General features: G+C 41.2%; 17 protein-coding genes. 13 read left to right on the top strand and 4 right to left on the bottom strand.

The genetic code is table 11. The features are described from left to right. The first annotated feature begins 43 nt into the window (after nt 1-43). The 3 genes from bshA to HY960_00640 are packed head-to-tail and all read left to right on the top strand — an operon-like array spanning nt 44 to nt 4,412. Nucleotides 44-1,165 carry an N-acetyl-alpha-D-glucosaminyl L-malate synthase BshA gene (gene bshA, locus HY960_00650; GenBank protein ID MBI5214241.1) on the top strand — a complete coding sequence of 374 codons (1,122 nt, stop codon included), beginning with the start codon at nt 44-46 and terminating at the stop codon, nt 1,163-1,165. After that, nucleotides 1,162-2,685 carry a HAMP domain-containing protein gene (locus HY960_00645; GenBank protein MBI5214240.1) on the top strand — a complete coding sequence of 508 codons (1,524 nt, stop codon included), beginning with the start codon at nt 1,162-1,164 and terminating at the stop codon, nt 2,683-2,685. The genes bshA and HY960_00645 overlap by 4 nt, the downstream gene beginning before the upstream one ends. Then, entirely contained in the window at nt 2,685-4,412 is a 1,728-nt protein-coding gene (locus tag HY960_00640) for a hypothetical protein (protein ID MBI5214239.1), read from the top strand. The genes HY960_00645 and HY960_00640 overlap by 1 nt, the downstream gene beginning before the upstream one ends. On the opposite strand, the gene HY960_00635 is transcribed toward HY960_00640, so the two are convergent. After that, a complete protein-coding gene (locus HY960_00635; GenBank protein ID MBI5214238.1) occupies nt 4,405-4,965 on the bottom strand; it encodes a hypothetical protein in 561 nt (186 codons plus the stop codon). The two genes, HY960_00640 and HY960_00635, sit on opposite strands and share 8 nt — an antisense overlap. Before the next feature lie 8 nt (nt 4,966-4,973). Then, complete coding sequence (locus HY960_00630) at nt 4,974-5,543, bottom strand: sigma-70 family RNA polymerase sigma factor (GenBank protein ID MBI5214237.1); 570 nt, start codon at nt 5,541-5,543, stop codon at nt 4,974-4,976. A 132-nt stretch (nt 5,544-5,675) separates the two neighbouring features. Between HY960_00630 and HY960_00625 the strand changes: the two genes are divergently transcribed. The 9 genes from HY960_00625 to tnpA all read left to right on the top strand — a co-directional run bounded on the left by HY960_00625 (nt 5,676) and on the right by tnpA (nt 16,389). After that, the gene (locus HY960_00625) at nt 5,676-6,026 is read left to right on the top strand and encodes a hypothetical protein (GenBank protein ID MBI5214236.1); all 351 of its coding nucleotides are present in this window, start codon (nt 5,676-5,678) and stop codon (nt 6,024-6,026) included. 339 nt (nt 6,027-6,365) lie between these two features. Further along, nucleotides 6,366-7,325 carry an ATP-binding cassette domain-containing protein gene (locus tag HY960_00620; GenBank protein MBI5214235.1) on the top strand — a complete coding sequence of 320 codons (960 nt, stop codon included), beginning with the start codon at nt 6,366-6,368 and terminating at the stop codon, nt 7,323-7,325. Next, entirely contained in the window at nt 7,322-8,035 is a 714-nt protein-coding gene (locus HY960_00615) for an ABC transporter permease subunit (GenBank protein ID MBI5214234.1), read from the top strand. Before HY960_00620 ends, HY960_00615 begins: the two co-directional genes overlap by 4 nt. Nucleotides 8,036-8,047: 12 nt before the next feature. Then, nucleotides 8,048-9,634 (top strand): Gldg family protein, encoded by a 1,587-nt coding sequence (locus tag HY960_00610; protein ID MBI5214233.1) that lies wholly within the window; start codon nt 8,048-8,050, stop codon nt 9,632-9,634. A gap of 16 nt (nt 9,635-9,650) precedes the next feature. Continuing rightward, nucleotides 9,651-10,565: a DUF4340 domain-containing protein gene (locus tag HY960_00605; protein MBI5214232.1), complete on the top strand. Its 915-nt coding sequence runs from the start codon at nt 9,651-9,653 to the stop codon at nt 10,563-10,565. Between the two features lie 94 nt (nt 10,566-10,659). Further along, entirely contained in the window at nt 10,660-10,926 is a 267-nt protein-coding gene (locus HY960_00600) for a hypothetical protein (GenBank protein ID MBI5214231.1), read from the top strand. A gap of 334 nt (nt 10,927-11,260) precedes the next feature. After that, entirely contained in the window at nt 11,261-11,566 is a 306-nt protein-coding gene (locus HY960_00595) for a hypothetical protein (GenBank protein ID MBI5214230.1), read from the top strand. A gap of 33 nt (nt 11,567-11,599) precedes the next feature. Then, entirely contained in the window at nt 11,600-15,766 is a 4,167-nt protein-coding gene (locus HY960_00590) for a tetratricopeptide repeat protein (protein MBI5214229.1), read from the top strand. A 179-nt stretch (nt 15,767-15,945) separates the two neighbouring features. After that, nucleotides 15,946-16,389 carry an IS200/IS605 family transposase gene (gene tnpA / locus HY960_00585; GenBank protein MBI5214228.1) on the top strand — a complete coding sequence of 148 codons (444 nt, stop codon included), beginning with the start codon at nt 15,946-15,948 and terminating at the stop codon, nt 16,387-16,389. Nucleotides 16,390-16,723: 334 nt separating this feature from the next. Here tnpA and HY960_00580 read toward each other — a convergent pair whose 3' ends face one another. Continuing rightward, nucleotides 16,724-17,326 (bottom strand): flavin reductase family protein, encoded by a 603-nt coding sequence (locus HY960_00580; protein MBI5214227.1) that lies wholly within the window; start codon nt 17,324-17,326, stop codon nt 16,724-16,726. Between the two features lie 48 nt (nt 17,327-17,374). Continuing rightward, entirely contained in the window at nt 17,375-20,137 is a 2,763-nt protein-coding gene (locus tag HY960_00575; GenBank protein ID MBI5214226.1) for a DUF5110 domain-containing protein, read from the bottom strand. Between the two features lie 208 nt (nt 20,138-20,345). Between HY960_00575 and HY960_00570 the strand changes: the two genes are divergently transcribed. Then, nucleotides 20,346-23,819: a hypothetical protein gene (locus HY960_00570; protein ID MBI5214225.1), complete on the top strand. Its 3,474-nt coding sequence runs from the start codon at nt 20,346-20,348 to the stop codon at nt 23,817-23,819. The last annotated feature ends 127 nt before the right edge of the window (nt 23,820-23,946 follow it).

Below are 23,946 nucleotides of genomic sequence, written 5' to 3'. Positions count from 1 at the left end.
TGCTTGCTTTTCGGAAACGAAACGGTTATCTTCTTGCCGCAGTATGAAAATAGGAATCGCTTGTTACCCGACATATGGCGGAAGCGGAGTTGTCGCTTCTGAACTTGGCAAGGCATTAGCCGAACGTGGACATGAAATCCACTTCATCAGTTATGCCATGCCGATGCGGTTAGATAGTTTCATTGGCAATATATTTTACCATGAAGTAGAGTTTGCAAGTTATCCGTTGTTTGACTTTCCGCTTTATACGCCCGCTCTTGCAAGTAAAATTGTTGAAGTGGCACGGTTTGAAAAAATTGATATTATTCATGCTCATTATGCAATTCCTCATGCGACAAGTGCGTATCTCGCCAAACAAATTCTTGGTAACAACCTCAAAATCGTTACAACACTTCACGGGACAGACATCACGCTTGTTGGACTTGAGCCTAGTTTTCTTCCGGTGATGAAATTTAGCATCGAACAGAGCGACGGAGTAACTGCTGTTTCTCGCTTCCTCAAAGAAAAAACTCTCACCAATTACAACATCGAAAAAGATATTACTGTCATCACGAATTTTGTTGATATCAATAAATACAAGAAAATAACTGTCCCGGAAGTACGGAAACGTGTTTCGCCGGATGGGGAAAAGGTTCTTGTTCATGTTTCCAATTTTCGTCCGGTCAAGCGTGTGCAAGATGTTATTCGTGTGTTTGATGTTGTGAGGAAAAAGGTTCAGTCGAGACTCATCCTTGTCGGCGATGGACCGGAACGTTCCAACTGCGAATTGCTATGCAGAGAATTGGGGATTGAGCATGATGTTCAATTTCTCGGAAAGCAATCGGAAATAGTTTGCCTGCTTTCTGCTTCCGATTTATTTTTGATGCCAAGCCAATCGGAAAGTTTTGGTCTTTCCGCGCTCGAAGCAATGGCGTGTGAATTACCTGTTGTATCTTCGAGTGTCGGTGGTTTGCCTGAATTAGTTGTTCATGGTGAAACGGGATACATTGCAGAAATAGGGGACATCGAACGGATGGCGAAATATTCAATCGAATTGCTGACGAATGATTCGAGATATAAAATGTTTGCATTGAATGCGCGCTCGCGCGCCGTCGAAAAATTCAATAAGGAATTGATTGTGAATCAATATGAAGAGCATTATCAACAAGTATTGAATGCAAAATGAGTTCTTCTCCCAAACAAATTGACCCGCGTACCGCCGACAAACAAAAATTGACTGAGTCGGGAATTTATCAACTCATCAAACCATACAAGCCGATACATTCGCCTACACCTCCAACCCCAAAGTTACAGCCCGATGGAAGTATGTTAGATTTTTTCTACCGGATGCGAATCCGGACAAAACTTAGTTTTATTGTTGCTATCTCTGTCGTTATCGTAGCAGTGATTTTGATTTCGACAACGCTACAACAACAGGAAGAAGAACTTCGAAAGCAGACAGAAATTCTTGGTACAAGCATGGTGCAGAGTCTCGGTGCCGCATCAAAAGAAAACTTGTTGCTCAGTTCATACCCTGTTATTCAAGATTACATTAAGGAATTTATTCAACGCCGACCGATACCGGGTTTGGAAGCGCAATATGTGTTTGACAGGAGCGGAATTATTGTCGCCCATCTCTATGCCGATTATGTGAACAGAGAAATATCGAAGGTTGAATTGGAAATGGTACAGAGAACCGATTCAATCTTATTCCGGGAAACGGAACGTTCGTTCCAGTACATACTTCCGATTTATCAGCGCATTCAGGATGAGACTATGCACAGAAGAATTTTGCTTGGCGGGGCAAGTGTCAGTTTTTCGAAGGATGTTTTGTTGGAACCTGTTGACCGGATGAAACGTATAGTCATTGCAACGGCATCAATCGTTTGTATTTTCGGTATTGCGTTTATGTTTCTTGTTTCAGGAAGATTCGTTCAGGTTATCACATCGCTTTCGGATGCAGCTCGAAGAGTCGGGCAGGGCGATTTACTTGTCGCGATTGATACAAAAATCAAAGATGAACTCGGAGTGCTTGCGAATGAATTTAACAAGATGGTGCAGCAACTCCGTGAAAAAACAGAAATGCAGAAATTCTTGTCACGCTCTGCTGTCGAAATGTTATCGGAAGAACACACCGCGACACTTGGCGGGACAAGAAAAACAGTAACAGTGATGTTCACGGATATCCGGGATTTTACCGGCGCATCGGAAACTCTTTCACCGGAAGAAGTTGTTGAGACACTCAATCAGTATCTTGATTTACAAACAAGAATTATTCATTCATTCAACGGTGTTGTTGATAAATTCCTTGGCGATGGAATCATGAGCATTTTCTCTCAGGAAGATATGGCGTTCGATGCAGTTGCTGCTGCCAATAGAATTCAGGAAGAAATCGGGGTGTTGAACAAAGAACGATTTTCCAAACAGGAAACTTCATTCAAGGTCGGCATTGGTATCGCGACAGGAAGTACGTTCCTCGGAAGTATCGGTTCGAGAGACAGAATGGATTATACAGCAATCGGTGATACGGTGAATCTTGCATCGCGGTTATGCAGTGTCGCCGGTCCAAACGAAATTATTGTTACGGAAGATGTTGTAGAACGGTTAAACGGACGATTCCCGTTAAAGCCGGAAGGAAAAGTTTCCATCAAAGGAAAACAAAGTCAGGTTTCAGTGTATCAGGTAATTTTTTCGGAATCGAAATAATGAAAAACGTAGGGAAAATATTTAGTATCATACTCCTGCTTTCAGTTGTGGGATTTTCACAATCGCAGATTGCAGGAAGCAACAATTACGCGTTAGGCGGTTCATCGGTAATGAGAGTAGCAAAGCCATCTGCGCTGTTTCTCAACCCGGGAGAACTGGCACGGATTCATACTCGAGAACTTTTTCTCGGAACAAGTCGGTTTGAATCGTTGCCAATAATCGGTGTTGCCCATTTTGTACCATTCGTCGGGACGTTCGGCATAGGAATTGGAAACGAATTTGGTTCGTCCCAATATTCGATTGGATATGCGCGCATCATCGGAACTCGTCATACAGTCGGAGGGACACTGACATACATAAACAACACGAATCCGGAAATAACTGCTTCACTGGGGAGTTCTGTTCATTTTCCGGGGACTGAAGGAAAGAATTCGGGCATTATGGCTGGATTGAGTTTGATAAATCTTTCCTCGAATTCGTCACTCAACGAACAACAGTTAAATGCCGGTGTCGGATATTGGTTGATGCCAAATCGTTTGAGATTACAGGGGAGTTTGTTGTATGAACATAACGATACAGAATTTCCTCTCGGTGCAGAATATTTACTATCGTCCGAACTTGCACTGCAAGCCGGAACAAAATCCTTTGATGATTTTGCTTGCGGCGTGAGTTATGAGATGCCTGCAATGAATGTAGACTTTGCAGTCGGAAAACAAAGCCTTTCCTTCTCTGTGAACTTCCGTTTTGGTGATGACCCCCGACAAATCAGTGAACGATATTATGAGGAGGGAATAAAATTATATGAGGATGATGCGTTTTCTCAGGCAAGGAATTCTTTTGTCCATGCAATTGAATACGATGAATATTATGAACCGGCTCGAACGTACATCGGGTTATCTCAGGGTGTGACGGAAACCTCGACACGATTTCTTCTAACCGAAGCCAAGCAATTTGAACAGGAAGGGAAATATTTAGCCGCGAAAAAGAATTATCTCAAATTTCTAAGTTCACATCCTGATGATGCAATGGTCACGAACAGATTGCGTGCGTTACAACCAAAATTACATGAGGAGGCGATGAAGATTTTTGTCGTTGCCGACAGCCTCAAGCAATTAGGAATGTATGACGCTGCGCGAGATCGTTATCAGCAAGCGTTTGATTGTGATTCGGAAGATGAAACAATTCTTCAAACACTTTCAGAAATGGAAAAGATGATTGCCGATAGTGTTGCTGTGTATCTATCAAAAGGGGGGGCTCGAATGGAAAGAAATCAATTAGAAGCGGCGCAAATTGCGTATGAACGAGTGTTGCGATACAATTCGAACAACCCGGAAGCGAAAAGAAATTTAGCAATCATCGAATCGAAAATGAAAGCAAGTTCTGATGTGGTGAAGACTCAACGTTCGTCGAAAGAATTGTTTGATAAAGGGAAGGTTGCTTTTGAACAAGAAAACTACCTTGAGGCGATTGGTATATTCCAAGAATATTTAAAACAAGACCCGAAAAGTAAAGAGGCTCAAACATTTGTTGACCGTTCCAGAGATTCTCTTGTTCCAAAGGTCGAAGAATACTTTAAGATTGGTTTGCAATATTACGTTGAGGAAAATTACAAAAAAGCGCTCGAAGTTTGGACCAAAGCGCTAACGATTAAACCGGAACATCAGGCAATTCTTGAATATAAAAAACGTGCTGAGTTGAAACTCGACGCGTTGGAGAAACTCAAATAATTTGTCTTCGCTTCACAAAATGCGCGAAGAGATATTTATCCAACAATGCGATTGCACTGAGGAAGCATACCAGAAAAATAATTAACGTTACACTATCACCCGCGAAGGCGAATGGAAATAATTTTTTCAGCCAGACATTAAGAGCGGTTGATGCAGTGGAAATCTGCTTTGTTGCATCGGAATACGCTGTTTGAACTTTCTCAACGGCAAGTGTAATTTCCTGAGACTCCGTCGTTCCTGAAATTTGTAACGCACCAACCAAAACTACCATAACGATTGTCAGCATAAAAAGCGGAGCGAAATTTGTCAACACTTTCCATGCGAACGATGGCGCTTCCTTGATTCCGATCTTCCGAATGAGTTGAGATGTAAAATCTTTTGACGGATGTTCAAGTCTAATTTTTTTGATTGAACGGGAGAGTTCGCTGATTGCTCTTACGCGCTCTGCACAAATCCGGCATTCCATCAAATGCCGGTTCGCCTGTGTGAAAGAATTATTCTTCACCTTCGTATCAGCCAACTCTTGAATTTCTCTATCTGTTAAGTGTTGCATTGTATTTCTTAAACTGTTTCTATTTGATATTCAGACGCTAATCGGTTGAGTAACAGCGTTCGCGCGCGGAACAAATGTGTTTTCACTGTTCCGAGCGGTAACTCAGTCACTTGTCCGATTTCTTCATAGCTTAATTCCTGGAAATAGAAGAGAGATAAAATCGCCCTGTATTTTTCCGGTAGTTCTTCAATCATTGATTTGACAATTCCCAACAACTCCAGATTATCGTATTCAATTGAGGGAAGGACGGAAGGAAATAATTCTGTTTCAATTTCTGCATTATCTTCATCGCGAACAAATTCAATTTGTCGTTCTGCTTTTTTCAATCTCGTAAGACAAACATTATACACAATGCGATATAACCATGTGCTGAATTTCGCTTTCTGTTCAAACTTCTCCAATGCGTTATATGCGCGTACGAAAGCATCCTGTGCCGCCTCCTCAGCGTCATCCCGATTCTTCAGGATACGAACGGCAAGAGTCATAACTTGGTCTTTATATCTCTCAACGAGATGAGTGTAAAGATATTTCTTGCCCGAGCGGATCTGTTCGAGGATTTCACGTTCCGATAAATGCATTTTCTATGTTGTTAGACTTATCAACCGGTGAGAATGTTTCATTGATAATGATAATAAATTGAATGAAACATTCGTGTTAAAATCGGAGTCAAAGTAAATAAAGAGTTTAACAAATCAAATAAGGAAAAATATATGAACGGTCCCGAAATTCTGATACCATTAGTCTTCTTCATTTCAGTAGCGGCTATTTTTATCACTCATATCACTTCCCGCCATCGGGAACGAATGGCGATGGTGGAAAAAGGCTTGTCTTCAGACGAAATAAAAGCATTCTTTACACGCGAGATACGGCGCGATCCCTTTTCTTCACTCAAGTGGGGATTATTATTCGTTTGTGTAGGATTGGCTGTTGTCTTAGGAAATTATCTTCACTCACAATTCTATGTAGAAGAAGGAGTGATTATCGGGTTAGTCTGTTTGTTCGCGGGCTGTGCTTTACTTGTTTACTACGGTATTGCATCAAAGAAAGATTTCAATAGTTGAGTTACGGCTTATCGCTGATTCGTCTTTGAGATTCCCCGTAGAGGTAATTCCAAAGAAATGATTTTACTTCCGATGGGTGTCCAGAACAACTTCGCACCCATCGGAATGTTACGTGTAATATGAACACGTTTGATAGAGGTTTTGTGTGGAAATGTAAAAGACTACCATTCAAAGTTGTATCAAACTCATAATACTCTCGTGAGGCGTTTGTACGTCATTGTTAGTTTCCACGCTAATTTGCAAAAAACCCATTCCATTTATATATTTGCACGCCTTTTTAAGGAACTTTTCTTAACTATTTCTTTGTATATCTGAGGAATTTTATCTAAGGATTATTAAATGTCAATTTTAGTTGAAAATTTATCGAAGTCGTACGGTACCGCGCGTGCCGTGAACGATATTTCTTTCGAGGTTCACTCGGGCGAAGTATTGGGCTTTCTCGGTCCGAACGGGGCGGGAAAGACGACTACTATGCGAATTATTACAGGGTATCTGGCATCGAGCGGCGGAGCGATTAAAGTCGAAGGTCGTGATGTCTTTACCGAATCGTTCGAAGTGCGTAAACTCATCGGCTATTTGCCGGAAGCGAATCCGCTCTATCACGATATGAATGTGTTGGAGTATCTCGAATACGCCGCACAGTTGCAAGGTGTGCAGAAACAAAACATCAGGCGACAAGTCAAAAAGATGGTTGATGTCTGTGTGCTTGGAGAAATGAAACACAAAGATATCGGGCAACTTTCGAAGGGTTATCGCCAACGCGTCGGACTTGCGGCGGCGATGATTCACGAGCCGCGTGTGTTGATTCTTGACGAACCGACGAGCGGTCTCGACCCGAATCAGATTGTCGAAATTAGAAGTCTTATCAAAGAACTTGGTCGGGAAAAGACGGTAGTTCTTTCGACACACATTCTTTCTGAAGTTCAGGCGACTTGCTCTCGCGTTATCATCATCAACCGCGGAAAGATTGTGGCTGATGGCAACATCGAGGAATTGCAACGAAGTTCTTCCGGCGGAGAGAAAATCGAAATGGAAATTGATGTTCCGGACGGACAATCGTTCGAGACGGTCGCTGTGCAAGTCAAAACCATTCCGACGATTGAGCAGGTCTTGCTTAACCATGAACAGAACGGGACAAAGAAATTCTCTGTCTCGACGAACAATGCAATCGCAGTTGATGTTCGTCGTGAACTGTTCAACATGTGCGTTCAAAAAGGATGGACCATGCTGGAAATGCACTCAGTCAAAACAAGTTTGGAAGATATCTTCCGTCAATTAACTTCGGAGGTGACAAAATGAACCTGACTAATATCAAATATATTTTCTTGAAAGAATTGCGTTCATATTTCAACTCGGCGATTGCCTACATCGTCATTGTCGGGTTTTTAGCAATTCTCGGTTGGTTTTTCACCACCAATCTTTTCCTGATGAACATGTCGTCGCTTCGCGTGGTGTTCGAGATAACTCCTTTTCTTTTGCTTTTCTTCGGCCCGCTTATTACTATGCGTCTGCTTTCGGAAGAGATGAAGACGGGAACGCTCGAACTTCTCATGACGAAGCCGATTCGAGAGCATGAAATCGTGATTGGAAAATTCCTTTCAGCATGGGCGTTATTTTTCTTCACGCTTTTGCCGACCATAAGTTACTACATCACTGTAGCATTACTCGGCAGGCTCGACCTCGGTCCCGTTATCGGTGGCTATCTTGGGTTGATGTTTGTCGGCGGAGTTTTCATCTCGGTCAGTATGCTTGGCTCGTCGCTCTCGGAAAATCAAATCACTTCGGCAATAGTCAGTTTTATTATCGTGTTCGGGTTGTTTATGCTTGATAAAGTGCTGTACGTTGTTCCTCCGTATTTAGCAACGGTGCTTGAATACATGAGCATTGATTATCACTTCTCAAACATAGCCCGCGGAGTGATTGATACGAGAGATTTGATTTACTATCTCTCAATGATTTCATTCTCATTGATGCTTGGTTCGTTTGCACTTCAACGGAAACGGTGGTAAGGAGTAAAGAATATGAATCAGAAACGTCAAACAATAATCAGAGTAATTCTCATAATCGGGATTTTAATTTTCCTGAATATCGTCGGGATTCGGTTGTTCACGCGATTCGACCTGACAGAAACACAAATGTACACACTCTCGGATGCAAGCAAGAACTTGGTGAAGAATCTGGAAGACAAGTTTTTGGTGAAAGCATATTTCACGAGTGAACTCCCATCACCGTACAACAATCACAAACGGTATTTGCAAGACCAACTCGACGATTACCGTGCGTACGGCGGCGGTAATTTCCAATACGAATTCATTGACCCGAAAGATAAAGAGGAGATTGAAAAAGAAGCACAGGCATACGGAATTCCTCCCGTGCAGGTGCAGGTTGTGAAGGAAGATAAGATGCAAATCGAAAAAGCATACATGGGAATGGTTTTCCTTTATGGCGATAAAAAGGAAGTTATGCCTGTTATGCAGAACACCGCCAACATCGAATACGAAATCAGTTCAGCGATGAAGAAGATGACGGCGACGGATTTGAAGAAAGTCGGTTTCCTTTCAGGACACGATGAAATCGGTATGGATAAAATCGGTCGTTTGAAACAGATGTTAGAAAAGCAATATCAAGTTTTACCTGTCAGTCTAAGTAATGGACAACCAATCGCTTCGGATATTGCGGTGCTGGTAATTGCCGCGCCCGAAAAACCGTTCAAGAGTTGGGAAAAATATGTGATTGACCAATACATGATGAAAGGTGGCAAAGTTGCTTTTTGGTTGAACAAAGTGAAAGCAGATTTGCAATCACAAATGGGTCAGCCGTTGCAACTTGAAATGGATGAGATGCTTGAATCGTACGGCGTTCGCATCAATACAGATTTGGTGCGCGATGTTCGTTGCGTACCGGTGACGGTACAACAACAGATGGGATTCTTTACGATGCAAAACCAGATTCCTTTTCCGATGATTCCGATGGCGAGCGAGTTCAGCAAGAACAGCCCGATAGTAAAAGACTTAGGAACAATTATCTTTTTCTTCACAAGTTCAATTGATACCTCGCTTGCCCGAAGCAAGGGTTTGCAGGTTGAAACGCTCGTGAAGTCATCCGAACAAAGCGGACGGCAGGAACAATTCTTTATGATAAATCCGAACGCACCTATGACGAAGGATTTATTCAGCGAGAAAAACATTCCCCTTGCTGTGACGTTGCAAGGTTCATTCACAAGCGCGTTCAAGGATAAACAAGTTGAACCGGATACAACGCTCATAGCTCCGATTGACCAATCAAACAAACAAAACACAAGCGTTGATACGAAGATTGCTGTCATCGGTGATGGTGATTTTATTCAAGATGCGTACGCCGGGAACAACAAAGATAATCTCATCTTCGCTACCAATTTAATTGATTGGCTTGCCGATGATATCGGTCTTGCTTCGATTCGTTCACGGGAAACCGGCGCAAAGCCTCTCGATGAAGTGAGCGAAGGAACAAAGAGCATGGTGAAGTACGGAAATCTTCTCGTGCCGCCAATTCTTGTTGTCTTGATTGGAGTTGTTCGCTGGAGATGGAGAGTCTCAATGCGCAAACGACTTGAAAGCAGAGAATTGTAATTGAACGGAGACAAAAATGAATAAATCAACAGTAATATTGATTGCAGTATTTGTATTGCTCGGAGCGTTGGCAGTTTTTTATTTGATGCCTTCGGAAGAGCGTGAAGCAAGTTACGACACAGCAACATTCAGCATGTCGCTCGACTCTGCTTCAATTGTAAAAATTGAAATTACAAAACCGGAGAAATCCGTTACGCTGGAAAATCAAGGGGGAAAGTGGTACGTTACTTCACCGTTGAAATATCCGGCAAACATGGTGAACTTATTCCCGATTCTCGGTGGAATGCAAAAGTTTAAAGTCGGTAGTTTGGTTTCTTCAAATGTGGATAGACAAAAAACGTATCAGGTTGATAGCGCAGGAACAAAACTTTCCGTTACTGACCGTTCGGGAAAAACCGTGACGATGATAGTCGGAAAGATGGGACCATCATACGAAGAAATTTACTTTCGGAAAGAAAACTCGAACGATGTGTATCTCGGTTCCGGTTTAAGTCCATGGTCGTTGAACCAGGAAGTTCGTGAGTGGAGAGATAAATCAATCTATGCAACGATGAAAGATTCCATCAGGCGACTTGAATTCATCACAGGCACAAAGCAATACGTTGTTGAGAAGGATTCTTCCGGATGGAAAATCGGCGCTGATTCAGTCGAAACAACCACGATGAATTCAACGCTCAGTACGCTTTCAGATTTGAAGACGGAAGATTTTGCCGATACGCTTACAAAGCCGGAAACGGAGCCTATACATTTGAAAGTCACTTCAATGGAAGAAGTTGCCATTAATTTCTATCCGCAACTTCCCGACACGGCAAAGTATTATGTTCAGACTTCAAAATCACCTCAATATTTTGTGTTGAGTAAATGGTCGGTTCAAAATATTTTGAAGTCGGTTGAAAAGTTTTTGATCTCAGCGAAAGGGAAGAAGAAGTAGTTCGTAGGCGATGGAATACGATGCATCGGCGATAGCATTTTGTTCCGTGGGAGACGCACTTCGTTTTTCGGGGGTCCCATATTGTTTGGAGGCGATGGCACACGATGTATCGGGAATTGCATTTTATTCCGAGGGAGTCGCACTCGGTTTTTGGGGAGTCGCATATTGTTCGGCGGCGAAGGCACAAGATGTATCGGGAATTGCATTTTGTTCCGGGGGACTCGCACTTCATTTTTCGGGAGTTGCATTTTGTTTGGAGGGGACTGCACACGCTTTCCGGAACTCTGCACACCGTTTGGTGGGCTTTGCATTTCGTTTCGGAAATTCCCTCCAACATTTCGGGGAATCCCCGAAAGATTAGAGGGAAGCTGAAAATGCCGAAATATAGGCTATTTTAAGCAAATGGAACATATTATTGCCGTGTGTAAAACTCCTGAATTGATTTCCCTAAACCCACGCCCCGTCATTCCGAAATCAACTTCCTGACCCCTTCATGAATAGCGGATTACAAAATCACGGATATACTTTTCGGTTGTTAAAAATGCGAGCAAAATTGAAATTATTTTGTTAGTTGTTAGTGGGTAGTAGGCTGTAGGTGTGGAGAGCATAAACTTTCTTTATTCACCACTCACCAACTGAGGATTGAAATTCCCAAAGAAAATTCGTATATACCTGCCGCGAAATAGAAGCTAATTGTGAGTGCATCAAAAATAAGCGAACAGGAGACACGATATAGTCTCATTGACCGGATGTTGAAAACATTCTGTTTGTGTGTCGTGAGCCTTGTTGACTTCCTAAAACCTGTATTACACTTAGAAACACTGCCGACATACGAAACATTTACACTGAAAGCGTTTGATGCATTTATACTTGAGTATAATTACAATGCAGACCAATCCCGTTTTCTCAGTGTTGTGCAGAGTGTATTTTTACAACGAAAGAAACTTGAACTTGCCTATGAGAGTGAGATTGAGGAGTTGACGAAGGGGTTGGAAGAGTGAGACGAATAAGGCAAATTGTTGGGGACTGCTAAGATGCCAGTCGTTGAAACTATATTGGTGAAGGCACTTTCTCTCCTTGGGAAGTACTCCAAAGAGAAACTAGAATCGAATGTGAGATACCAGCTAATCATAAGGGAGTTGGGTCTTGATATCCCCACGCTTAAACCTGATTTCCAATCAGTTTATGTGAGTGCCCTAGTTCGTTTCGCTGAAAATAAACATGCCGATATCCTTAAACTCTTTGCCTTTGAAGATGTACAGACCGCGTATAGACAAGAATTGTACGATGGAGATACTGGCAAAACACTTATCGCTCTGGACCATTTCCTTCACACAAATACACAGGTACATGAGCTAAAGAACGTGAATGTCGATGTTGAGAAAGAGCTTGAACAATTCTCCGCGATTTTTGTTCGCATGGTGCGCCAAAGCAGAACTCCCTCTGAGTTGGAGCAGTTCTCCCTTCTCAAACAAATCGATGACGGGGTAAAATCAATTCTTTCCAGGAGTGCTCAAGTCACTGAAAGTATCAACCTTGAATACATTGCTCAAAAAGCTCCAAAGGTACCTAACGACTTTATTGAAAGGAAACATAAGACCAATATTATTAATGGAATGCTAAGTCAGAAGCCACTTCTGTTTATTCATGGAGTTACCAGAAGTACCAAAACTTTTCTTGTAAGCCAGTATGTAAGTGACTTCAACATCGCAAACTACTATTGGTACGATTTCAAAGTGAATCAGGGTGTGGGTGATAATTTTATCTTTAACGACCTCGTACATTTTCTTGACTCGGTTATCCCTAATGCCAATGTTAAAGAGAAATGGATAAGCCGAGAACTGAGTCTTAACAAATTAGTTACTCTTTGCACAGAGCAAATTCATGGTTCAACTTTCCAGTTGATCGTATTAGATAACATCCAATCTGTCTCAGTATTCAACGGACTTTTCGCTTTTCTCGAGATCCTTCTGAAAGAATCCAATGGTTCAATCAAGGTGATATTAATCTCGGAAGATCGGGATACCCTGAACCCCTCTGCAACTCTTGCATTACATAGCAATGTCATGGAACTAAATGGGTTCGACGAAGAGGAGATCATGGAGTTGATGAAAGCTAGTGGTTGTAATGTCGAAGGTGTTAATGAGAACTTGTTGACTTTGATTAGAGTGGGGACATCTGGGCATCCCGATTTTATCAATGGATTAATTACAGAAATAAATTCGGCCGCAAGTACAAGGCATACAGTGGCAGTCTTGGTTGAAAAGGTGATTGCTGGATGGAAGAATGTGGGAGGTTCGGAGGCGATCACAGAAGCTATCGCGAATCGAATTTACAATGTTCACCTTCAAACAACCGATGGAAAGAGGATGTTCAACCGTCTTTGTGCTCTGACTGGTCAGTTTTCAGGGGAGCTTGCAGAATACTTGGCAAGCATTGATCCAAAGGTCGCAGATGCTGGGATGATTTTTCAGCTGATAAGTAACAAGTTTCTTGATGTGTATCCAAATTCAAGATTCTCTGTCCCAACCCTCTTTCAAAGAGTTGGGATAAACAATCTTTCAAGTGATGAAAAACGAAATATACATTCGGCTGCTGCGGATTATCTGTTTACTCCGCGACGAGGCACTGTCGATTTTAAAGACGCTACGCAGTCCTGCTTTTATTTTCTCATGGCTGGCAAGATCGATGAAGTTCTAAGAAGATGTGGACTTCTATTGAGTCGAATTATTCTTGAGGATAAAGATATTACCACAATACGATATGTTATCAATGAGCTTAATATTTTTTTTAACCTTGACCTTGAGCCAAAATATAACAATCAATATTTACTCATCTTGATTTTGGCACTTAAGACTTATCACCAACTTAAGGATGTCAAAAATCAGGACCGGATATTGGCAAAAGTTCTCGCGATGCCTACCTCTTCTCTTGATCCAGTAAATCGTCTTTTTCGCCATATCTATCTCATTTACCACTATTCCCATGATCCAGAGAGATCTGAACAGTCGATAAATTGCGCCATCAAGATGGTTCAAATCATTACTCAGGAGCGATTACCAAAGGAACTAACCGACCCCAAATTCATGAATCAAGTTTTGAGCGTCCCGTTTTATTTCATCGCCAGACAGGAAAAACCGAGAATCGATTTGTTAGTGCTCCTCGTGAAGGCGTATTCGGCGGCAAAGATAGAACTTTCGCGAGTTTTTAGAAAGAAGGAACTATCAGATTTTTTCCAAATATTATTTACCAAGCTATATCGTAATTTGAGCATTGACCCATCGAGGGTAACTACTTTGGAGGAAGCAATCTCTGACTTGGAGGAACTAAGAAATCTGTTCGAAGTCAATGCACACTTATCAGCAACAAGAGATATTAGCTATCTAATAGGATGTCTTCTAAATGACCTCTCAAATGACTGTCATCGAACGCTTCAACATTTTGATCGAGCAAAGAATACCCACGTATCTAGTGACCTTTCTGATAACAAGATTCTTGCAGAAATCATAGTAGGCATGGCAGATTGTTATTACAAATCAAAGGATTATAAAAGTGCTTTGATGAAATATGAAGAGAGCATCAAAATTTTTGAAACCTCAAATATCAAGGATTTTCTATTACTACATACATATCGAAGGGCAGCAATCTCCCAATCCGAACTAGGCCTGAATATGGATGCCAAAAAGAATTTTTTTAAGGCACTGTCAATGGCCCGAAACTTAGGTACCCGTCGTGAGCAGAATAGTTTGGAAACTCTTGGAGATATGTCAACCTTCTATATCCATATCAACGAATATTATAACTCAGCAAAATGCTTTTCAATTATGGTCAGCATGTTGAACAATCCTGAACTTGCGGGATACATGCAAATCATATCTCATTCTCTTGGCTGGCTAACATTTACGCTGGATGGTAATTGGGATGGTAAACTAGTCAATCCTGATGGGACAAAGTCAAATGAGCCATGGGTAAAACCATACTTTGGCATGTATAACAAGACACTGGATTATCGAAGTCCTGAGTTATCAATTATAAAAGTCAAATTACTCTTGGCAACAACTCTTGCACATGTTGGTTTGCCAGATAAGGGTATCTCGATCTTTGAACAAGTGTCGATGTTTTCTCTTACCAAAAGCAACGATAAGATTTTGGCCGTAGGCACGCTGATGAAGTTTCATCCTTATCTCAAAAGCCTTCGAGATTTGAAAAGTGCTTTTCGATGTATCGTAAACCAATTCCGTCTTCTTAATGAAATTAATGATGTTGAACTACCGACTTCCCTTCGAGACAAGAATTTTTTTGATACAATTCTCACGCTTGAGGTAATACCTGTGGTGAACTCAATTATTGAAAAATACGATAATCAGATATCTTTCACTCGAGCGGAAGATTCTCTTCTTTACTTTCTTGCTCGTTGTGATGAACTGAGTGAGCCATCCAAATCTAAATTATGTGCATTTATTATGTCCGTACTAGGTTGGCTTTATGGTCAAAATCAACACTTACAATCGGATTATCAAGGCAAAGCAGCAAATTGGTTGTTCAAGAGTCATCGACTTGCGATTGTTATCAATTACTTGTATGTGATTATACACAATCGGATCTATTTTGATTTCATCTTGACTGTTGAGATTCGAGATTTGAGTAAGTTTGTTAAGAGAAACTTTGAAACTTTCTACCTCATTATGCAGAACTGGATAGATGCGCAATACTTTGTTGAGTTGTTTTCCAAACATTTTTTTCGGCTGTGGCTTAGCATCAGTCCTCCTGATGGGGAAGATGATTCTCAAGATGTAGATATTGTATCTAAGATACAATCAGTATTAAGAGGTGAAAATATTGTTGAGTTGGACTTTCCTGATCGAACTGTCATTATTACGTCAGCCATGATGAAACTTGATCAGGAATGTAACTTTGACCCGATTAAACTCAAAGTAGTAATTGAGGTCTGTTTCGATATGCTGACTGACAAGACGAAACATCATTTGGAATCTCTTTTAGAAGTCTATCATCAAGTAGCCAAACGCGCGATCGTCTCAAACTTGCAGAATATTGGCACTATGGTTTCTCTTGCTCAGAAAGCAGTTGATACTTTGGAAACCCTTGCAATGAAGCCCTATGTTATTGCAAATCCAGCCATTCAATTAAAGTTAGAAGAAATAATCAGAGAGATGAATGTCCTTTCTGGAAAGTTGCTATAGAACTTCTCATTAACAATAAAACTAAACATGCTTACCGACCCACAACTAAAATCAAAAATAGACACGCTCTGGGATAAATTCTGGTCTGGAAAAGTTGCCACTACCTTAAGGTAGTGGCAATAATAACAAAATGAATAATTACAAAACGATTTTTTTCAATGAGTATAAAATAGAATCCTATGCCTTTTACAAAAGTATTAATTCATATGGTATGGTCAACAAAAAAACGAGAGCCAATTCTCACCAAGGAACTTCGGGAAAAGGTTTTTGACCACATCCGCGCCAATGCAAATGATAAAGGGATTATTCTTGATACGATTGGCGGTTATGTTGACCATGTTCATGCCCTTTTTGTTTTGAAACATGATCAAACATTATCCAAAATAGCTATGTTATTGAAAGGCGAATCCTCACACTGGGTGAATGAGAATAATCTCTCAACTGGATATTTTGAATGGCAGGATGAATATTTTGCAGTTTCGGTAAGTGAGTCAATGGCGCAGAAGGTAAGGGATTACATTTTGAATCAGGAAGAACATCATCGAACTAAAACTTATGCAGAAGAAGATGATGAGTTCAGGAAGAGATTTGGATTTAAGGAGACAAATAAGGGGACAAAATGAATGCAAGCAAGAGAACCAAAATCCTTGTTGCCACTACCTTAAGGTAGTGGCAAGTGAGTCTACAAGCAACTCTGTAAACATCATCAAAACAAACATTTTGAATCAGGAAGAACATCATCGAACTAAAACTTATGCAGAGGAAGATGAGGAGTTCAGGAAGAAATCTGGATTTGGGGAGATGCAAAAGAGTGACAAAAAATGAACAAAAAAATATTAAGGAAAAATAAAGGAATTCCTTGTTGCCACTACCTTAAGGTAGTGGCAAAGTGAAAGAAAATGTACATGCAAATTTTCATGTGAAGCATTAGCAATATTTTGGATTGACACCAATGAACTACACTCTCCTCAGCTCAAACCTATCTTTCGTTCGTGTATAAAAAGCCCCGCCCATTCTCCCAATTGCATTCAGTTTCTCTGCATCAATCCTGAAATTATTAAACAATTCATCAGCGATGTGGAAGCGGAGGACTTCTCCGAAGATTGTAGCGGCTCCGCCCGGCTGGTTTCCGAAATGAATAATCTGATTTAACGTACACTCCATGCTGATGCTGGATTCTTTTACTCGCGGCGGTTTAATGAGGTCGCTGGGAGTTGGAGTTAAACCGGAAAGCAGAAATTCATCAACATCGGGAGGAACATCTGTTGCGCATTTGTTCATCTGTTCTGCAATCTCTTCCGAAACGATATTCACGACAAACTCTTTCGTCTCAACAACATTTCTGTAGGTGTCTTTGTGTGTTCCGTCTTTCCGAATCGAAGTCGAGAAAAGAATGATTGGTGGATTGGAACAAACAGCATTGAAGAAACTGAATGGTGCAAGGTTTCTGATTCCTTCTGCGCTGACTGTCGAGACAAAAGCAATAGGTCGCGGAACGACTGTGCCGATGAGGAGTTTGTAGATGTTATTGTATTCGTGTTCGTGTGGATTGATTATCATTGTAGGTTATTGGTGAGTGGTTAGTTGTGAGTAATCAATAGTCAGAAGTTATTTGATAACGACTAATTTCTGTGTTTGAAGATAGTTGTCGGTTTGCATCTTGCAGAAGTAAATTCCGCTTGGCTGTGTTGAGGCATCCCATGTTATTTGATATTCGCCCGGCTGTTTTTTTTCATTAACAAGTATAGAAATTTCATTACCTACAATATCATACACTTTTAAGGTCACGAAACTATTAACGGATAACTGATAACGAATAACTGTCGAAGGATTAAATGGATTAGGATAATTCTGCTCTAATCGAAAACCGTACGATTTCTCCGATGCATCCCAATCAAGAACTCCGGTTAAGCGGACGTTTTCAATTTTCAACTCATAACTGCTATCGGGATTTGTCGGCGTTTGAATGTAAAGAATATTCTTGAGTGTATCGTAATAATATCCATCGTTTCCTTGTCGCAGTGCAACGTATGAGTATTTTTCATTGACAGTTGTCCCGTTCATTGTTATATCAACCGGATGTTTCTTCATCAAATGAATTTCAGATAAATAAACACGATGTGTCGGTTTTCCTGTGTATGTTCCTTTCGTCGGATTGATTGTGAGAGTGAGAATTGTATCCGAGCCGGATGTGGTGAGTTCCTGAGAGAATTCTGTCTTTGCAAAACTTCCATCCTGATATTCTAATGTCTTTCCATCGTCTTCATACATGGAATTGGTAAATTGAAAATCGGTTGTTGGATGTGGATAGACTGCAAGTCGAAGCGTATCGAGCGGACGTTCATCGGTGTAGTTCATCGGGAATTGCATCGGAATGATGCTTCCTGCTTTCACAAATATCGGCATCGTTTCGAGAGGCGTTTGAATCGTGATTGTTTGTTTGCCGAAATAAAAATTATCCGTCCAGAAATCAATCCAACCTCCCTTGGGGAGATAAATATTTTTTGATGTTTGACCTGCTTGAACCACAGGAGAAACCAGCATCGAACTTCCCCACATATACGAAGAACTTTCATTTGTCAGATTTGCATCTGTCATGTCATCAAAAAATAATGGATAGGCTAAAGGATAACCGGTTTTGCTATTGAGTTCTGCAAGCGTATAGATATAGGGAAGAAGTTGATACCGGAGTTCGATATACTTTTTACTGATTGCTTCTGCTTCGCTTCCGTAGCCCCACGGCTCGGTCGGTTGGTCAACTCCATGTGCGCGGGTGATGGGACAAAATGTTCCGTACTGCATCCATCGTACGTACAATTCGGGCGTGGTTGTGCCGCAACAAAATCCACCGATGTCGGAATTATGATACACGATTCCTGACATTCCCATATTCAACATCATCGGAAGTTGAACGGCAAGTCCGCCGAATGTCCGGGAAACATCACCAGACCAAATCGAAACGCCGTAGCGTTGAATACCTGCAAATCCCGAACGAGTGAGATTGAAGAAGCGCTGGTTCGGTCTGAATGAATTGAATCCTTCGTACAGAGTTTTCGCCCAGAGAAGATTCATGATATTGTGAACCTTCGGAGTTTTTCCCAAGTAATGATACATCGAATCGGGATGACGTTCCGGTTCGCAGAGGTCAGTCCAAATTCCGGCAAGTTCATTTCCGAAAAATGCCGGGTGCTTGTTCCACCACCATTGTTGTGCGGCAGGGTTTGTTAAATCAAGCAAGTACGCGTTGCAATTACACGACCACCAATTTGCAAGGACAAACGGTGAACCATTTTGAGAGAATTTTCCGAGATACCCATTGCTTGCCGCCGCGCTGTAGTTTGATGAAGGCTCAATAATGTACGGCTCGGTAATGACAATCGTTTTTATTCCTTGCCCAAGAAAATCAGACATCATTTGAAATGGGTTGGGAAACGCTGAAGATTTCCAACTGATATCGCCCATGTGTTGGAACCAATACAAATCTAGAATGATTGCATCGCATGGGATCTGTTTATCTCTCATTGTTTGAATCATCGAACGGGCTTCCGTTTCATTTCTGTAACCATATTTGGATTGAATAAAACCAAGCGCCCATTTCGGAGGAAGCGGCTGATTACCGGTGAGCCAAGTAAATTTGTCAAGTTGTCTAGAAACAGTTTCTTTTGCGATGAGATAATAAGTTAGTTCGCCTCCGTCAGCTGTGTATGTAAAGATTGAGGAATTTGTTTTTCCTAAATCGTAATGCCCGCGATACGTATTATCAAAATATAAAGCATAGCCGTTTGATGTTGCAAGAAACGGAATGTTCGCGTTCATGTTTGGCAAGGCGTTTTGATAACCGCCGATTGCAACATTGTATGACTCGAACGAAAGTCCCCGTTTATCGAGTTGCGTTCCTCGTTCACCGGTTCCATAGAAATGGTCATTGGTTGTAAGATTAAAACCGGCAATTCGCTTCTCTCCTTGCCTTGATAGTCCGCCAGAAGCAGGTTCAGAGAGGAGGAGTTTATTCATTGAATTATAAAAAGAAAACCGTAAGGGATATTTCTTGCACTGTATTATTATTTCGGCAAGGTCAATAGTAAGCAACGAATCAGTTTCTGTAATTGTCGGCACAATTCCGACTGTACTTTTTATTACTACAAAGGAAGAGTCGGATTGAGAAGTTGAATCCGGAAGATATTCTACACGAAGGATGTAACTTTTAATCGAAAAGAATTTTACTGACGCAGAACCGGCAAAAACCTGAACCGTATTATTGTTGACTGTGTATCGAGTATAATTGGAGAGGTAAGTTTGAGAATACAGAAATGAGGTGAAGAACAAAAGAAATATTGATGATAATGCAAATCGGAGAATTGGCTGTTTCACTTCTTCACTTTCGGGTTGTGGAAAAAAGACGGACGAGCGGCATCTTTTAGACTGAGTCGTTGTTCGTTAAAAGAATCTGCCAAAGATACCAAAGCCCTTGAATAAAAACAATCATTTTCCTTTGGAGAAGGCGTGCTTTTTCTTTACAATTGTCAGCGATGAACCAAATACGAATTCAAACGGATAATCAGAGAGATACAGTCATTCAATGAATCGAAAGCGCATAATTATTTTATGTTTCGGGCTTTGTGTTTTGGTATTCTTTTCTTTGAATGCTCAGCAAGATTGGTTGGGAAGTGACTCGTTATATAAAGAATCGTTCACTTTATCAAGGCATGAATTTATTGTCCAACTTTCTCGTCAGTTCATCGTTCATGGGAGTGAAGTTGTGTTCCTCGATTCATTAAAACTCGTTCGAGGCGAAGATTATCAGTTGGATGAACGTTTTGGCATCGTGAAATTGAATGCTCGCGATTCATCAAATCAAACAAAAACACATAAAATTGAAATTTTGTACAAAGCGCTTCCGGTTTCATTTAAGGAAAAGTATCGGCACCGGGAATTGGTAAGGGAAGTTGATTCCTTAAAAAAGGTTCAGTCTGTGGTGAAGAAAGTGGAAGAGCCGTTTTCGTTCAATGATGTCTTTGGGAAATCAAATCTGCAAAAAAGCGGAAGCATTGTTCGTGGATTGACAATCGGCTCGAACAGGGACTTGTCATTGAATTCCGGATTTCGTTTGCAAATGGCAGGAAATCTCTCCGACGATATTGAAGTCATTGCTGCACTGACGGATGAAAATTCTCCGATTCAACCGGAAGGAACAACGCAAACGCTTCAGGAGGTGGACAAAGTCTTTGTCGAGTTGAGAAGTAAAAATGTTAGCGCTACGCTTGGTGATTTCAATTTTAATGTCGAGGGGAGTGAGTTCGCTTCCTTTACAAGAAAGTTACAAGGTGGGAAACTTGATGCAAATTACCGAACCGGTTTTTCCAATGGAACGATATTGGTGGCAGGAGCAACGACAAGAGGAAAGTATCATTCCATCTCGTTTATTGGTTTGAATAGCGTTCAGGGTCCGTACAGATTACAAGGCAAAAACGGTGAACAGGAAATCATTGTCATTGCCGGGAGCGAACGCGTATATATTAACGGAGAACAGATGACGCGGGGAGAACTGAATGATTACACAATCGAATATGGAACGGGCGAAGTAACATTTACTACAAAGCGACTCATTTCTCATGCCTCCAGAATTACCATTGACTTTGAATACAACGATAGAAGATACAATCGTTCTTTACTGGCAACGCAGGTTGAAAGTAAGTTTCTGAAAGATAAATACAGTATCGGTTTTTCGTTTGCTAAAGAATCGGATGACCATGACTCCCCTGTGGATTTGGTGTTCAGCGAAACGGACAAAGGAGTTCTTGAACAAGCAGGAGGTAATCCGCTTTCTGCATACCGTTCAGGAATTGATTCTGTAGGAGCGGGGAAGGGGAATTATGTACGAATTGATACGTTCGCCCATTCGGCTAATACTCAAACAAATATTCCCTATTTGCTTTATCGTTTCGAGCCGGTTGATACTTTGAATGCTTTGTATTTGGTCACGTTCAGTTTCGTCGGTTCCGGCAACGGAGATTACGAAAAGGTTTCTGTCGGAAACTATAATTTTGTTGGAATATCGAAGGGAAGTTATTTGCCGATTCGATTGCTTCCTTTGCCGGAGCAACATTCGATGCTTGATGTTTCAATAAAAGCAAAGCCCGTTGAATCAGTTCAGTTTTCAGGAGAGTTTTCACATTCTGTATTTGATAGAAATAGGTTCTCCTCGCTTGATGATGACATGAATGATGGGAATGCTTACAAGTTTCTGTTTGAATTTCAACCAAAAGAAATACTTGTTGGAAATACAAACTTCGGCTCAATGGCTATATCCCTAAGCGAACGATTCATCGCTCGCAATTTCAACACGTTAGACAGATTCAATGAAATTGAATTTGACAGAAAATGGTCTTCAGAAGGAATTGGCGGAGAGGAAAAAATCCGGGAAGCGAAATTGAATTATCGTCCCGCAGAACAAACGATGTTACTCGGAAGTTACGGAACGATGTCCAAAGGCGATTTCTCCTCGAAGCGCTTCTCTGCCGGAGTTGGGTTAAACGGTGTAAAATCTCCTTCTGTCAATTATCAAGTTGAAAATGTCTGGAGCAAGAACAATTTCAATTCCTCAAACGGTTGGTGGTTAAAACAGCAAGGGAATTCGTCATACAATTTCTCAGATGATGTTACTGCTTCGTTCAAAATCGAACAGGAAAACAAGCAGATGAAGGATAATGTAAGTGATTCGCTTCAGTGGGGAAGTTACCGGCTTGTTGATTTCGGTCCATCAGTTTCGTTGAAGAATCTCTGGCGGATGTCATTGAAGGCAGCATTGGGTTGGAGAGTGCTGGATTCTCTGAAGTCTTCGTCTATCATTCCTACTTCAAACATATTTGTACAACATTATGGATGGGAGTTAACCGATTGGAGTTCATTCACTTCCAAGATTGATTTAACGGTAAGAAATCAGAAAGAAAAATTGAATAATCAAACGGATGATGCTTTCCTTATTCGATGGCAAACGAAGTACAATCCTTTCGAGAGGGGAATTGAGACAGATTGGTTTTATGAAGTCGCCTCAGAGCGGACTGCCAAAATGGAACGAATCTTCCAGCGAGTTGCCAAAGGGTCAGGAAATTACATGTACGCAGGGGATGTCAATCAAAACAGAATTGTGGACGAACCGGACTTCCAGCCGACGAGATTTGACGGAGAATACATTGCCTTTCTCTATCCATCTCAAGAATATATTCCTGTAACAGAGGTGAAATCAAGCGTTCGGTTCAGGGGGAATGGGTCACGACTTTTTGGTAAGTCGAATTTCCTCTCAGCACTCTCAAACGAAACCTATTTCCGTGTTGAAGAGCGGAGTACGGAATCTGATAAATCAGTACTGTACTTGATGAAATTGGAGAGATTTCTAAACGAACAAACCACAATCACAGGGAGCAATTACTTTTCAAACGATTTCTATTTGTTTGAAAATCAATCGGAATTCTCCGTTCGATTAAGATACAGCCAACGAAAGGGTTTGACTCAGTTGGCAACTCAAAACGAATTGACCTATACACGTGAGCGGGCAATCAGGTTACGATTTGCTTTGTTGAAGGAAATATCCAACCAGACTGATTATGTTGTGAAGGACGATAATTTGCTTGCTAATCAATTCAGCAGTCGAATGAGAAACATTACATCAACGCTGCTAAGTTCTGATTTTTCATATCGTCCGAGACAGGAACTTGAACTTGGAATGAAGTTCGGAGTTGGTTCTGCTACGAACTATGGTAAGGACAATGCCGACCTGAACGAACAATCAATCCGAATTATTTATTCGTTTGAGGAAGCCGGACAAATGAAGGTGGAATTTATTCGGGAAGAAGCGGTATTAAGCAATTCACTCACTTTTATTCCGTTTGAATTGACTTCCGGCAGGGTCGCGGGGAAAACCTGGCTTCTGCGTCTTCAATCGGATTACCGGTTGACTCAATTTCTTCAGGCGAACTTACACTACGAAGGAAGGGTCGAGGGAGAGCGGGAACCGGTACATACCGCGCAGGCAGAAGTGCGGGCATTTTTCTGAAAATGTTCTTTCAATTTTTCAAACCACTGCATAAGACAATGTCAAGAAAAATATTTTCTGGAAAAGGATTTAACCCTTGTTTTTGTAGTTGATTCTGGTTATACTTAGCCCGCGTTTATGCGCGAAC

It is taken from the genome of Ignavibacteriota bacterium, from assembly GCA_016212665.1.
Lineage (GTDB): Bacteria > Bacteroidota > Ignavibacteria > UBA10030 > SZUA-254 > FW602-bin19.
The sequence above is the reverse complement of the archived record's forward strand: the minus strand, read 5'-3'. Positions and strand labels throughout refer to the sequence as shown.

What these genes read in the sequence shown, in the direction of transcription:
- bshA (MBI5214241.1), top strand. Translation starts at nt 44, where the DNA reads ATGAAAATAGGAATCGCTTGTTACCCGACATATGGCGGAAGCGGAGTT.
- HY960_00570 (MBI5214225.1), top strand. Translation starts at nt 20,346, where the DNA reads ATGAATCGAAAGCGCATAATTATTTTATGTTTCGGGCTTTGTGTTTTG.
- HY960_00625 (MBI5214236.1), top strand. Translation starts at nt 5,676, where the DNA reads ATGAACGGTCCCGAAATTCTGATACCATTAGTCTTCTTCATTTCAGTA.
- tnpA (MBI5214228.1), top strand. Translation starts at nt 15,946, where the DNA reads ATGCCTTTTACAAAAGTATTAATTCATATGGTATGGTCAACAAAAAAA.
- HY960_00610 (MBI5214233.1), top strand. Translation starts at nt 8,048, where the DNA reads ATGAATCAGAAACGTCAAACAATAATCAGAGTAATTCTCATAATCGGG.
- HY960_00620 (MBI5214235.1), top strand. Translation starts at nt 6,366, where the DNA reads ATGTCAATTTTAGTTGAAAATTTATCGAAGTCGTACGGTACCGCGCGT.
- HY960_00615 (MBI5214234.1), top strand. Translation starts at nt 7,322, where the DNA reads ATGAACCTGACTAATATCAAATATATTTTCTTGAAAGAATTGCGTTCA.
- HY960_00630 (MBI5214237.1), bottom strand. Translation starts at nt 5,543, where the DNA reads ATGCATTTATCGGAACGTGAAATCCTCGAACAGATCCGCTCGGGCAAG.
- HY960_00640 (MBI5214239.1), top strand. Translation starts at nt 2,685, where the DNA reads ATGAAAAACGTAGGGAAAATATTTAGTATCATACTCCTGCTTTCAGTT.
- HY960_00605 (MBI5214232.1), top strand. Translation starts at nt 9,651, where the DNA reads ATGAATAAATCAACAGTAATATTGATTGCAGTATTTGTATTGCTCGGA.
- HY960_00580 (MBI5214227.1), bottom strand. Translation starts at nt 17,326, where the DNA reads ATGATAATCAATCCACACGAACACGAATACAATAACATCTACAAACTC.
- HY960_00635 (MBI5214238.1), bottom strand. Translation starts at nt 4,965, where the DNA reads ATGCAACACTTAACAGATAGAGAAATTCAAGAGTTGGCTGATACGAAG.
- HY960_00590 (MBI5214229.1), top strand. Translation starts at nt 11,600, where the DNA reads ATGCCAGTCGTTGAAACTATATTGGTGAAGGCACTTTCTCTCCTTGGG.
- HY960_00600 (MBI5214231.1), top strand. Translation starts at nt 10,660, where the DNA reads ATGGCACACGATGTATCGGGAATTGCATTTTATTCCGAGGGAGTCGCA.
- HY960_00645 (MBI5214240.1), top strand. Translation starts at nt 1,162, where the DNA reads ATGAGTTCTTCTCCCAAACAAATTGACCCGCGTACCGCCGACAAACAA.